Below are 13974 nucleotides of genomic sequence, written 5' to 3' on the forward strand. Positions count from 1 at the left end.
TTTTTTTAATAATTAACTACAACCTGTTCCAGGCGACCCATTGCCACCCATTAAGGATATCATTAAATCAAGACCACCCATAACTTCACCGACTCTCCCTAAGGCAAAAAACATGATTTCTTTTTGCACATTGCAAGCAAGCTCTTTTAATGCATTACGAATTTTGTCGTCCATACCAGTGTTATCCATAACAATTATTACTTCTGTTACAATGGCATAAAGTTTTACAAGCGTTTTGCTATAGGTGACCACAATACCAAGTGCTAAATTGGTTACCCCCATTACAGAAAATGCGACCATATATAAGTCCATAACATGATAGAGTTTTTTTAGCTGTAGTTCAGTACTCGTGGAGCCACCACCTGTTCCATCCCACAACACGCCATACAGTTCGCCTTGGGCATTTATTTGCCAAAAAGCCTTGTTGATGCCTGCTGAATCAAATAGTTTATAGTTACCATCGCCGCGATTTATCCGTTCAAACCAATAATAGTAGTCTGGATTATTACGGTCTAAATTGCTAAACCAGCGATCAGCAATAGCCTTCGTCCTTTCAATAAGTACTTTATCGTTTAAATCACTCAGCGTGCTATTATGAAAAAGAGACGCTTCACGAATAGCGAGTTGTGCTGTTTTTATCAGGTTAGTTTTGAAAGCATTCTCATGACCATTGGAAAAACTCACATAGTGGGACGTTGGTAAAAAATCAAATGACTGTGATGTCTTTTTATCTTCAATATGGATTTGTTGTTTGCAAATCCCTATTCGTATTCCCGATGCAAATGTGAAGGTGCTATGGGTAACACCATCTTCAATGGGCGCCATTAATGGGACTATGTTTGCATGATATTGAAACCCACCTTTTTCAAATTCGGTTTTTGCTTTCGTTAAATCATCTTCTAAAAGGGCTTCTCCCCAACCGCGCGTAGATAATCGATACTGTAACAAATCAACCAACGAGGTTGCCAGCGTTGGACCTTCACCTTCAAAATAAAACGTTGTGCCGCCAAGAATGAGACTTTTGACATCTAAAAAATGGGATTTGGTGGGTTTCTTGTTAGTTTGTGTAACCGGATCCCAGCCAGCCAAGACACGTTTTGTATGTGTATTCCCTATTTTTACATCGAGATACATTCCGATAATTCCTTGGTTTAGGTCTTCAGGATTGGGGGACGAAAGGAATTCAAAATCAGAACTAGCGTGAAGCCTTTCCTTATCCATCGTTAGTACCAATTCATGCTGTATTTCATCATTTGCATAATAGGTAAATGTATAAGGTGGAATGTCCATGGCATTCACATATTCCACAACCTTTTCTATTACCAAATTTTGGTCTTTGGCGTTATATACAGAACCATTGGTTATGGTAGCCATGTGCTCAAAAGTACTTTTATCATGTGAAGAATCCGTATTGTACACATCAAGAATAATGGTTGAAGGCCCATGTTGATAGGTCGCTAAATCCTGTTCATTGTAAGTATCATCATTATCTCCATCGGTAGCATATAAAACTAAATCAAAACTGGTTTTTGAGGCTTTAAGCAACCATGTGTAAAGTTGAGATGGTGTTGCCCATTTTTCAATAACGGCAGATGGAAATTGTGTTTGAATTTGTTCTTCAACTGATGCCACAAACCTATCCATGTTCTCTCCGTAATACTCCTTTGGCATGCTGAAAGATTCATCATATAAAATCAGAATTTTAGGAGTTTGCCTGTTCGACTCCATCAAGGCTTGAATAGGCTGTTTGTTATCTTTGAACTGAAAATCGCTAACCAGTAAACCTTCAACGATTTTTCCTTCGGAATTCGTTGGGGTTACTTGAAGTTTTACCAAAGGGTTGTTTATTGGGATTGCTTTTACTGCAAGTTGATTGACTGTCTTAATTAATTCTGAATTTGGGGCATTTAAAATAATTGGTGTCTTTGGGTTATCATTTTCATCGGGAAGAATTATTTTATCCCCTTCCAACGTAATAGGGTCTGCAATGAACGACTGCTTTTCCATGGTTTCAAGATCGGCGTTAAAATCTTGATATGCCAATGTTGGAGTAAAAGTGCGTAAATTACCAATAGGTGTCACAGCACTTTGTTCCAAACTTAATCCATTGAGGCAAGCAAAATGTATCTGGTTCCCTATTAAATCTCTTGATTTCCAGGCTCCTGAGATGAGTTCAATTTCTTTATCAGGGTGTATGGCTTCTCTATAAGTTATCTTAATTTCAAGAGTTTCTTCGTTTAACTTAACAGGATCAGCTTCAGAAATTCCTCCCTTGTTTTTAAGCTCTCCAAACGGAATGTTGGCATCAAACAAATGGGCGTATTTTGTGACGCCATCTATTTGAAACGCCACGGTTGGCGTGCGGTAATTATCCCATCTAAAATCAAAACCAGACTTATTTAGCGTCTCTTTATTGGGAATTAAACCCCATAATTGTTCGGCTAATGCATTCGTCTTTTTAAAATCCTGGTCGAAAACCGGAATTTTATTATCTTCATTATTCTCAACTTGCAACTCTTTCTTCCATTGTTTCCATTGTTTTTTGGAAACCTCTACATTAAATTTCCGTTGTACAGGGCGTAAAAAAAATGACATGGCTTCTTCTGGCGTAATTGTAGTGCGCTCAAAAACCACTTTGGAGGAAATGCCACTATCAGAAAACATTTGATTCAATAATTCTGCTTTTTCCCTGGGTGTCGCCATCCCATAACGCAACACGCCTTTCATTCCCCATTTAAATTGTCTTCCAATATATCCAATGGATTTATTTGAGGCTGGCATTAAATAAATCTCATCTCTCACAAAATCAAACATGGCTTCCGCATCTTTGGAAGCTACTAAAGCTTTCATGCGCCCTTCCAAATAATCGGGACAGGTTTGCAACGCCAAAAGCATTTCTTCCCACACTTTATACGGTACTTTCCCGGAACCTATAAACATCTTTTTATCAGACTCACAGCCCAAAAAAGATAACGGAAGGTTTGTTGCCAAATAAATCAAGGCTATTTGTTGCATAAACTCCCTTCGGGAATTGGGACTTGTTGTATGTTGTTGTTTTTTGGTCGGCTGCATTTACAAAGTGTTTATTTAAGATTTTTCAGTGCATTGATATCAAAAGCCTCCCAAAGTTCATCTGGGTTCATTTCACTTAACAAATAAATATAAAATCTGCTTTTATATAAAAATTCAAGTTTTGTATGACTTCCTATATATTGTGTTGCAAAAGTTGCGATGCCGTTACGTTCTTTTTTAATGTATTTGATATCGGCAGTATCCTCAAAATTTTTATTATTTAGTGTATTTAAAAAATAGATTGCTCTTTTTTTGCTTTCTCCAGTAGCATCGGTAACTTCCAAGGAGATTTTTCGACCACCAAAATGCCCTAATATGGATTGACCTGTAATTACCGGATCTTTATCTAATTTTAAATCATAAAGTCGCTTTGGAAACGCTGCTTTTAATTGCTCATTGGAAAGTGGTGTTAATTTTTGAATGGTCTTTATAGATGATTCGCTACTGGTTGTTTGAGGGTTTGCATCAACTATATTGCTATCTTCTTCTTTTTTATTGTTCTTACATGCAAACAAAAGGGTTGCCAAAAAAGTGATGTAGATTATTTTTTTCATCTGTTTAACTTTATTTGTTTTTCAATAGTCCGATGGAATGCTCTTTTAAATATTTTGTTTCTTTTGAAAAATTTGTTAAAGAGCATTTCATACTAGTTTACTTTTTAAAATTCTGTAACGCATTGATATCAAAAGCCTCCCAAAGCTCGTCTGGATCCATTTTGATACGATTATCGTCATTGCGTAAAGAAATGTAGAACCGATTGTTGTATAAAAACCAAATCCCACTTCTACCATTTTTTTTAAAATATTCGGCATGGGTTTTAATACCACTGTGCTCTGTATTTACAACTTTAAAATTGTTGGTTTCCTCTGGTACTTTATTGTAGGTATAACTATTGATAAAATTTGCTGCCAATTGGTTTTTATTCCCAGCTGCATCTGCTATGGAAAGTGATATTTCATGATTGCCAAAACTCCCCACAACTTGTTGACCAATAACCATTATTTTTTCATCTACTGGCACACCTTTCAAATGCTTTGGAAACGCATTTTTTAATTCGTCTTCTGATAATGGTGTTATTTTAGAAAGTTTTGTCGCCACCTTTTGTCCTTCTGAAATTTGTTGTGTATAATTCCCCTTATCTTTAAGTGCTGGTAATACGTCCGTTAAAATCTGTTTAGGTTTTTTATCACAAGAAATAAGCACCGTTACAAAAACCATTAATAAAATAAATTTTTTCATGGGTGAAAGGTTTATATGTTTTTAAACCATTCTATATATTTCTTTCCTAAAATTGGCACGGGTTTTTCCTTGGCGTTAATGGCGTTTATTAACCCTATAATCCACATATAAAGCAATACAAAAAAGCCCACAAGGTCTATGATCCATCCCAGTATGGGAACCATTCCGATAACTCCCAGTGCAAAACCTGTTAATGCCAATCCAAGAGATTGCTTGATATGATAGCTTGCAAAGGCGTTTTTTTTATCATTGTTCATTACAAAGGCAATAATTAAACCTATAAATGTTATGTAAGCAATGAGGGCTATTGTTTTGCCTTCTTTTACAATAGCTTCGTTGGATGATGCCTGTACGGTGTTGTTTTCTGTTGTTTCCATAGTTGTTTTATTTATTAATTCGTGTTATTATGTTCTAAAATCATAAACATTGAAGCTATCCAATATAATTTTACCTTGCATTGGAAATAATTCTTTCTTGAGAGTTGAGCCAAGAGAAATGCCCATGCCATTAAAGGTTACAACAAGTCTGTTTTCAGACAATTCGTCAAGAGAAACAGTGCCTTGATATAGTGCCTTGGTATCACTTTGAAGATATTTGCCACTGGGAACTATAACTTCTAACCTGCTATGTGTTTTTACCTTATAGGCTTCTCCTATTTTTAATGCAGAGGATTGTTGGGAAATGGCAATTGGTATATGTTTCAATAAATCCGGAGCGTACATATTAACCAATATCATTTGCTTGTTTACGTCATTTATTCTAAACTGAATACCATTGTCCAGAAAGACCACATCGGTAGATGTTTTTTGGTCAAAGTTGTCCATTTTGAATGGTTTACCATCAATTTGTGCTTCAACAAGTCCTGTAACCACTTTCTTTTTTTTATCTTTTTTTGTAATAGTGGTCATATCATTGGTTTTCACTTCCTTGCTTTGTGTGCTTTTGGCATCATTTTTACATGCTACCATTAGAAGGGTCAAAAAAATAAAGCTGATTATTTTTTGCATCATGTTTTAATTTTTAAATTTTTTCATTACATCTATATCAAATGTATTCCAAAGTTCATCGGGACTCATACCTTCCCCTCTCAATACAACGTACCATCTATTATGGTAAACAAAAGCTATATCACATCTTTCACTATTTATTCTGTAGTTGCTAATGGTTTTAATACCATTACGTTCTTTATTTTCGTGCTTGGTATCTTCATCGTCAAATTGCTTTATGTTGTAAGCCATCAAAAAGGTTTTTTGTAATCCATTGTGTTTTTCTGAACAGTCGATGATTTGTAGTTCAATTTTTCCGTCTCCGTATGTTCCATTTGCCATTTGGTTTTCGCTAAAAAACTTATCATCCAAGGGTAGTCCACCTATTGATTTTGGGAATGCTTCCTTAAATTCGGCTTTGGTATAAGGCGTTTTTTTAAAATCTTTTTGTACTACGTTTTGAGTATCTTGTTGCGATTCATCTTGTGCTTTTGTTTCATGTTTACAGGCTATAAAACAAAAAATAAATGCTATAGTAATGATTCTTTTCATCTGTTAAAATTTATTTGTTCACTATTTTTAAAATTTGCTAATTGACTTTTTATCTTTTAATTTTTATAAAGTATTCTATTTAACAACCACCCACTGAATATTGTCAGGAATACGGTCTATCCTACTTATTTCGGTTTTAGAAGGTATTATTTTTCCGTTTGCATCGGTAAAAACTTCAGCAATGTTATATTTGATTATATTCCATCCTTTTTGCAATTCTAAATTTATGATGGTTTTATTATTATAAGTTTCACCAGTTGAAACAGACGTTTGCCATAAACACTCTGCTTTAGCCGATGCTGGTTCTTCCACAAAAAACCATTGCAAATAATAGCCTTGAGCACTATTTTTTTCTCCATAAGAATACAACCAATTGGCTATTTCTGGATTGCTAACGGCATACATTACGGATTCGTCCCATTCTGCATTTTTGGCTTTAACTTCAAGATCTGGCATTCCGGCAACCAATGCTCCACCATTTTCATATTCAACCATTAAACCCGAGCATTCAAAAGTTGTAGCCACTGTTTTAAATTCAATTTCCCAACCTTCTGGTGCTTTTGCTTTTGCGTTTTCAGCTTTTAGTTTGATAGTTTTCAGATAATTTTCATCCAAAGGAATACTGAAATTACCCTCTTCATGAATAGTTCCAATTTCCATGGTCTCTTTTGAAATCATATCATAAAAAGCAATTAGCTTTTCTCCTCCTGTATAATTTGAAATGCTTCCTGAAATAGCCTTTTGTGCCTGGCACGTCATACTAAATAATACACTTATCGCTACTACTATGGTATGGTTTATTTGTGTTTTCATTTAATATGTATTAAGTTTTTGCAAATCTTCTTTTTTAAAGTAAGTCCATAGCACATCGGGTTTTTCAACACCATCAAGGCTTAACCTGAATCGTTGGTTGTAAATAAATGAGATGCTATAACGATTAATGTTGTGTTGCAGAAAGGCGATGGTTTTGTATCCGTTGCGTTCTTTTCTAAAAATCTCAGTTCCTTCAGGACCTTTTGCCGTTGTTTTATACGCGTCTTCAAAATTTTTGAGAATCGCAGACCCCTTTCTATTTCCATCTTCCAAAGTGTAAGTCAAACTATGGTCGTAATCATTTCCTTTGATATACATCCCAAAGGCAATACCGTTTGTTTTTAGTAAATTATCCTCTATGTTAATCAATTTATAATCCCCGATTTGTTTTGGAAAGAAGTTGCCCGCTTGTTCTTTGGTAAGCGTTTCTTTTTTTTGATTGTTAGCCGTTTGCTTGGGCAATTCAACCTGATGCGATTGGTTTGAATCCTTATGTTCTTGTTTTGTCTCATCTTTACACGATGAAAGACACAACAAGAGACTGAATAGGAATAGAATAGTTTTTTTTATTTTCATTTGTTCAATTATAATGGTCTCATTCTTTAAAAAAATTAAATCTTAAGTAACAGATAAAATATCCCACTTTCCTTCAACCCAGGATTGAATTGCAGCTATATGTAATTTAACTTTTTGCTCCACTTTTGTTGGTGTTTCTATGTTTTTTGAAGCACAGTATTTTTCTATAATTGGATCCGGATCCAAAACCCAATCGGTGTAGCCAATCGCTTTTTTAGTGCCTTTAAAAGGCACCGCTTCATCCTTTTTACAGGATTCATCGTTCAATGCTGTGATAGCCATTTGTTGAATTAGTTTTAAATAACTTTTTTCAGCTTTTAAAAATGAACTTACTTTTTGTGTTTTTAAGTAATCTCTAACCTTTGATGCACCACCATACACACCTTTTGACTTTGGATGTGGTTCAAGTTCTGTAAAGCGCTCATTGCCATTGTCCATGCGCAGTCTTCCCAAAGGGCATAACCGACAAACCAGTACTACTGTCTTTATGAACAGTACAACCTTCTTTTCCTAAAAACTGGCAGGCGCCAGAAACCTTGTTTTGCTTTAAAAACTGACCATCAAGATGTTTTTTCCTGAATTGGGTTGTTGAAATTCCCAAACAACTCGATAAGCGTAACAATTCATAAGGATTGATTTGAATCAATTTGTTGTGACAACAGTTGTTACAGGCATAGCACTGATAGGAAAAAGCAGATTCACGGGTTCTGGTAATTGGATTCATAAGCAAACTTTTATTCGACTTTTTGAGCCATTTCTGAAAGTTGTTTCATAAAATTTCTGTCTGTAATGCTCGTTTCTATAGTTTTCCAGTTGCGTTGGTCAAAACTAGCTTCCATTTTTATGGTGAGCGATTCCATTTTACCACTTTTCAATTTTTCCAAATTATTCTCTGAAAATGAATACATATTATCTTTAAGTGGAATGCCACCGACATACTTAATTTTTGCAAACAATTTACCATTGCCCTGCCCAGTTGCCACAGGAAACCCAAAGGCACTGTTCAGCGTTAAAGTCGCCACTGCCATTGACACGTCGACCAAAAAGTCTCGTCTATTTGGTTTTCCATTTTTTGATTTCTTTTTTGTTTCCATTTTTTATTTGAATTAATTTTACTGAACAGAAAATTTAATGGTAGCGGGTGCAATTCCTGATTTTACAGATTGTTTTGGTGACGGCACCGTCTCTAAAATAATTTCATAGTTCCCTTTCGGTAAAAAACCTTCGGTAGAAGTATCTTGTGTACTTAATTTTTCTAAAGCAGGGATAAAATCAAAGCCCTCTGCAGGCACAAACATATCGCCTGGTAACCATGGCCATCCACCTCTTGTTGTTTGAGAAATTGTTTTACCATTATATTTTACGGTGGTTTTCATATCAAACAGAACAATATTTCTGTCGTTAATACCATCGGCTCTAAAATTAAACTTGATGCTGTAGGAGCCTTGTTTAAAAGCTTTGAATAAATCTACAGTCGCCAACTCTTTAAAACTAGTGGTTCTGGAAAAGCCTTCTACACCTAATCTGCCCTCAAGGCTTTGAGAAAAGGAAAGTGTTGTACTTAGCATTGCACCAATAAGGAATACTTTAATTGTTTGTGTTTTCATGATTTTTGTTTTTTTGGTTTACTATTTTATAATTCATAAATGATTTAAACAATTACTTTTGTTTGGGATCAATTTTTTTTTTAATTACATAAACTTATAATCTGACTTTTTAATGGTTTTTGACACTTCTTCTAAACCAATACATTCCATCGTCATATTTTCCTTTTTCTTTTTTAAGCCTTTCATGTCCATATAAATCATGAGTAGTTTTTCATCTTTATCAAAATAGTCATTTACTTGCCTAGGAATTTTGGTTTGCTGGTTTTTGTAGATATCGTCAAAGCTCACTTCGGTATCATTGGTAAAATACATATCCATTTCAAAGTCTTTATTAGTAGCTTTAACACCTTTGCAATGGTAACCATTGATGGTTTTATCTGGAAGTGATGTAAATACGAATTCTTTAGACTGGTCTTTTGTTTCTTCCAAATCCAAATCATCTGGCATTTGTGTTACCATACCAACATTATTCCCTTGGGATTGCATAAACATAACGATTACCTTATTGCCGTTATCCATGATGGTAAACATGTTTTCCATGGTGGCTGACGTAAAACCAAAATAGGGTGCATCGGGTTTTAAATAGTAATCAAAGACTATTTCACCTTCTTTTTTTGTGCTCATTTTTAAAGAATATTTCCAAGTGAAATCATACGAGTTTGCAACCAATCCAGGATTTGCTTTTTCTTTGCGACCGGAGTTAGCAAAAGGATTTATGTCAAAAGCTTTATCCATGGTTTTAGCGGTTTTTTTGGCAGCTTTGTCAGCTGTCTTATCAACAACAACATCTTCTACTGTTTGTTCTACACGGTTTTTTAGTTTTTTTAGGAATTGAGCTTCAACTGTTTGGGTTAGGAGAAGATAAAGTGTTAATGTGACAAATAAATGAGTTGTTTTCATATCAAATGTTTTTTACTTTAAGCTATTTAAATTGCATTATGCAAAGCTTAAGCAAAACTATATTTGATACTTAGAAGTTTGTACAAGATATGTAACAAAATATGAAACCATTGTAACATTATGCAAAAAAGCGAAGAAAAATGCTACTTATTTAATGTACTCCAATGGCGTTTGCCCATACATTTCCTTAAAACATTTTATAAAATAAGACGGTGTATTAAACCCTACCATATAGGCAACTTCATTTACAGTATAGTTTGATGATTTTAAAATTTGAATAGCTTGTTTTAATCTTTGAGACCGAATAAAAGCAGTGGTGTTCAGTCCTGTAAAAGCCAACAGTTTTCTGTGCAATTGCATTCTGCTCATGCCTACCTGTTTACTGAAAAATTCGGCATTAAAATCGGGGTTTGACACATATTGGTCTAATATATTTTGAACTTTTTTTAAGAACATCTCATCTGCAGGTGTTGTTGCCATATCTTTAGGCTTAAAAACAATATCCTTTTTATAACGTTCACGAAGCTTTCTTCTACCTTCAATAATATTATTGACCTTGATTTGGAGCGTTTTTGGATTAAAAGGCTTGGTTATATAATCATCTGCTCCTGTATTTAATCCTTCTATTTCATTTATATCACCTGTTTTTCCTGTAAGAAGAATAATGGGGATGTGAGATGTTTTTTCGTCATGTTTTAAAATTTCGCAAAGTTCTAAACCATTTTTTAAAGGCATCATAACATCTGAAACGATAATATCCGGAATGGTTTTAAAAGCCTTTTCTATTCCTTCTATCCCATTTTTAGCTTCAATAACTTTAAAATCATCAATTAACAATGATTTAACAAACTGTCTGATGTCTTGATTGTTATCAACAACCAAGGCTATTGGTTTTGAACTATTTTGCGGTAAATTATTTGTTGGCAGTGTAATATCATCATTTTTAAGGTTCGCAAGATCTATTTCATCCGGTAAAAAAGATTCTTTTGAAATGGGCAATTTAATGACAAACTTGATTTTTTGATGGTCTGCATAAGATGCCTCTATCGTTCCATGGGATAAATTAGTAAGTTCCTTAACCAGAGAAAGACCAATACCAGAGCCTTCTGAGTTTTCATTTATTTGATAAAAACGATTGAATATTTTAGAAATTTCTTTTTCTATAATGGCATCTATATCATTTATAAAAACCATCTTAACCTCTTTTTTGTAAACATGCTCTACATTAAAAGAAATGACACCGCCTTTGGACGTGTATTTTATGGCATTGGAAAATAAATTATTTACAAGTCGTTCCACAACATCCGAATCGAACCACGCATTTTTAATTTCCGGCACATGGACCGATAGTTTTAAATTGTTTTGTTCTGCTAAAAACTGAAACGATTGGGAAATAACCTTTAAATATAAACCCAAATCATTTTGTTTGACTTTTAATCTCATTGCTCCAGATTCCAACTTTGACAGCTCCAATAACTGATCGACTAAACTTAAAAGTTGTGTGGTGTTGTGCTCTACTAATTTCAGGTCCTTTTTTGAATCTGACTGTAAATTATTATTTAACAATTGTTTTTTAATTGGTGCAGAGATTAATGTTAAAGGTGTTCTAAATTCGTGAGCTATATTGGTATATAGTTTTGTTTTATACTCATCTAAGCGCTTTAATCTTTCTGACTTTTCTCTTTCTTCTTTTAAGTTGAGTGTCATTTCCCATCGCCATTTAAAATAATAATAGGCTAGCAATAAGGAACATATAATTAAAACAGCATAGACAGAAAGCATCCAATTATTTAAATACCATGGTTTATTGATTATAAAATAAAAACTAGCAGGCTTTTCATTCCAAAGACCATCATAATTACTGGATTTAACCAAAAACGTGTAATTGCCTGGTGATAGATTGGTGTATCGCACTCGTTTTACACCATTGGACAGAATCCAATTTTCATCATGATTTTCCAGTTTATACAAATAATTGTTTTTTTTAGGTAATGAAAACTGTAAACTAGAAAATGTAAAAGACACGGTATTCTCATTATACTGCAATTGTATGCTATCAACCATTTGAAGTTGATGGTTAAAAACCTCAAATCCTGTAATGACCGTTTTGGGTATTACATCGCTTTTTTTTTATTAAAGAAGGGTTAAACCAATAATAGCCTTCTAGTCCACCAAAATATAAATCATTGTTAGCAGATTTATAATAGGCTACTGTATTGAACTCTGTAGCCAGGCCATCATAATTATCATAATTTACAATTTGAGGCTTAACATCAAGGGTTGGTGCCGGCTTAAACATGGTAATCCCTCTATTGGAGCTTAGCCATAAATTGTTTTCGGAATCTGGCAAGATACCGTAAATAACATTGTTTGGTAAACCATCATTAACGGTGTAATTATAAAATGCTTTGTTTTTTAAATCATATACACATAATCCTTTACCATTGGTGCCAACCCACAAAAGCCCCTTTTTATCATAATAAAGTGATTTAACTTTTTTTGCCACATCTTCTCCGTGTAAATTAAAATCCTTCTTAAAATCAATGAACGTTTTTGTTTTAGTATCTAATAAAAGAACCCCATTATCCTCTGTGCCAACCCAAAGCTTATCCGCTTCTCCCTGAATGGTTACCCTTATATTATTGCTTATTAATCCGTTTGATTTATTGAACTGTTTTAAAACGCCTTTATGCTTGTTAAATAAAATTAACCCATGGTCTCTAGTTGATAACCAGATATTGTTGGATTCATCTTTAAAAATATCCCAAATGGTCTCAACGTTTAATTTGACTGGGGTATTATTGTTGTAATGTGATATTTTCCCGTTGGTATGCATTATGTTTAAGCCTCCTCCTTGGGTTCCTATCCATAATTCATTATCGTCATCTATAAATAAACTAACAACTCTATTAGAACTTAAGCCTCCTTTGGTTTCAACATAAGTTTTCCATGTATGTGTTTTAGGAGTGTATCTTGAAAGGCCTTTACCGCTCGTGCCAATCCAAACATTATTGTTTTTATCTATTTGTATCGCTCTAACCAGATCTATACTTATTTCTTCAGGCGTTTGATAATTATTGATGACATTGAACTTTTCAAGGTATTCATCATAAAAACTCACACCGGCTCCATCTGTTCCAAACCAGAGTGTTCCTGTATAATCCTCAAAAATACAGAGGATATCGTTATAATGAATTGCTCTTGGATTATGCTTCTTTGTTTCAAAATGATTTATTTCAGAAGTATTTAAGTCAATTTTATAAAGACCACGACCATAGGTGCCAATCCATAATCTGTTTTTTTTATCTAAGTGCATAGATAAGACATATAAATCGTTTGGTAAAGTGGAGAGATTCAAGTAAAACGCCTTTACGCTTTTAAAAGTGGATGATTCCGGATGTTTGATCCACATCCCATTGCCATACGAACCTAACCAAACAGTTCCTAAATCATCAAATAAAAGATTGCTGTAATTTACATTTGATTGATTATTGCTGTCCGGAAAATAAGTGTCTATGGTATCGTTTTCATTGTTTACACACATAACCTTTCCTTGACCCACTAACCAAATGCTTCCTTTTTTATCTTCTGAAATTGCGAATATTGTACCTATGCTATCTTTAGGAACAACCAAGGTTACATCTTTTGTTGTAACATCTTTTTTAAACAAACCTGACGCATACGTGCCAAACCAGTAATTGCGTTTACTGTCTTGGTACAATACACTTACATCTTGTATGTTTGAAAACGGAATAAAACTATTGGTCGCCTTATCGTAAATACGTGGCTTATTGGAAGCAGGTATGGTAATTATGTTGCCCTCACGGTCTACATAAACCTTGCCCAAATGACTGTATGTTGGTTTGGTGACATCTAAAAAAGACTGACTATATATTTCAAATTTATTGCCATCATACTTATTTAGTCCATCTTGGGTAGCAATCCATAAATAACCCGTACTGTCTTGCGCTACCGATACAACGCTATTTTGAGAAAGACCGTCGTTAACGGATAGTTGTCTAAAAGACACTTGAGATTGCCCAAACGTTTCAATAGCACATAAAACAGGTATAATAAAACAGATTATTTTCATAATAAAAATTACACTTTTTTAATCGTTTTTTTTAATAACTGCTGTTAAAAATACACTTTATAAGAAAAAAAAATAGTATTGCTATATTATAAAATTCTTCAATAACTTGTATGATTATCATAGAAAAGAATTGTTT

Annotated in this window: 15 protein-coding genes; all 15 read right to left on the reverse strand. The window is 34.0% G+C overall.

Going from position 1 to position 13974, the window contains the following annotated elements; genetic code table 11:
* Positions 1-12: 12 nt before the first annotated feature.
* Complete coding sequence (locus tag IGB25_RS06180) at positions 13-3072, reverse strand: hypothetical protein (RefSeq protein WP_211066620.1); 3060 nt, start codon at positions 3070-3072, stop codon at positions 13-15.
* 11 nt (positions 3073-3083) lie between these two features.
* Entirely contained in the window at positions 3084-3626 is a 543-nt protein-coding gene (locus IGB25_RS06185; protein ID WP_211066621.1) for a hypothetical protein, read from the reverse strand.
* 97 nt (positions 3627-3723) lie between these two features.
* On the reverse strand, positions 3724-4311 hold the full coding sequence (locus IGB25_RS06190; RefSeq protein WP_211066622.1) for a hypothetical protein: 588 nt from the start codon (positions 4309-4311) through the stop codon (positions 3724-3726).
* 11 nt (positions 4312-4322) lie between these two features.
* Positions 4323-4688: a DUF4870 domain-containing protein gene (locus IGB25_RS06195; protein WP_211066623.1), complete on the reverse strand. Its 366-nt coding sequence runs from the start codon at positions 4686-4688 to the stop codon at positions 4323-4325.
* 27 nt (positions 4689-4715) lie between these two features.
* Positions 4716-5318 carry a hypothetical protein gene (locus IGB25_RS06200; RefSeq protein WP_211066624.1) on the reverse strand — a complete coding sequence of 201 codons (603 nt, stop codon included), beginning with the start codon at positions 5316-5318 and terminating at the stop codon, positions 4716-4718.
* A 6-nt stretch (positions 5319-5324) separates the two neighbouring features.
* Positions 5325-5849, reverse strand: a complete 525-nt coding sequence (locus tag IGB25_RS06205) for a hypothetical protein (RefSeq protein ID WP_211066625.1) — start codon at positions 5847-5849, stop codon at positions 5325-5327.
* 75 nt (positions 5850-5924) lie between these two features.
* Positions 5925-6662 (reverse strand): hypothetical protein, encoded by a 738-nt coding sequence (locus tag IGB25_RS06210; protein WP_211066626.1) that lies wholly within the window; start codon positions 6660-6662, stop codon positions 5925-5927.
* Positions 6663-7238, reverse strand: coding sequence for a hypothetical protein (locus IGB25_RS06215; RefSeq protein WP_211066627.1), 576 nt, complete (start codon positions 7236-7238; stop codon positions 6663-6665).
* 42 nt (positions 7239-7280) lie between these two features.
* Entirely contained in the window at positions 7281-7676 is a 396-nt protein-coding gene (locus IGB25_RS06220) for a hypothetical protein (protein ID WP_211066628.1), read from the reverse strand.
* Entirely contained in the window at positions 7660-7962 is a 303-nt protein-coding gene (locus IGB25_RS06225; protein WP_211066629.1) for a YkgJ family cysteine cluster protein, read from the reverse strand. The genes IGB25_RS06220 and IGB25_RS06225 overlap by 17 nt, the downstream gene beginning before the upstream one ends.
* Before the next feature lie 10 nt (positions 7963-7972).
* On the reverse strand, positions 7973-8332 hold the full coding sequence (locus IGB25_RS06230) for a twin-arginine translocation signal domain-containing protein (protein WP_211066630.1): 360 nt from the start codon (positions 8330-8332) through the stop codon (positions 7973-7975).
* Between the two features lie 18 nt (positions 8333-8350).
* Complete coding sequence (locus tag IGB25_RS06235; RefSeq protein ID WP_211066631.1) at positions 8351-8845, reverse strand: hypothetical protein; 495 nt, start codon at positions 8843-8845, stop codon at positions 8351-8353.
* Positions 8846-8929: 84 nt separating this feature from the next.
* On the reverse strand, positions 8930-9745 hold the full coding sequence (locus IGB25_RS06240; RefSeq protein WP_211066632.1) for a DUF4412 domain-containing protein: 816 nt from the start codon (positions 9743-9745) through the stop codon (positions 8930-8932).
* Between the two features lie 147 nt (positions 9746-9892).
* On the reverse strand, positions 9893-11809 hold the full coding sequence (locus IGB25_RS06245) for a hybrid sensor histidine kinase/response regulator transcription factor (RefSeq protein ID WP_211066633.1): 1917 nt from the start codon (positions 11807-11809) through the stop codon (positions 9893-9895).
* A gap of 22 nt (positions 11810-11831) precedes the next feature.
* Entirely contained in the window at positions 11832-13838 is a 2007-nt protein-coding gene (locus IGB25_RS06250; protein WP_211066634.1) for a two-component regulator propeller domain-containing protein, read from the reverse strand.
* Positions 13839-13974 lie beyond the last annotated feature (136 nt).

The organism is Flavobacterium sp. CS20 (assembly GCF_018080005.1).
In the GTDB taxonomy this organism is placed as follows: Bacteria; Bacteroidota; Bacteroidia; order Flavobacteriales; family Flavobacteriaceae; genus Psychroflexus.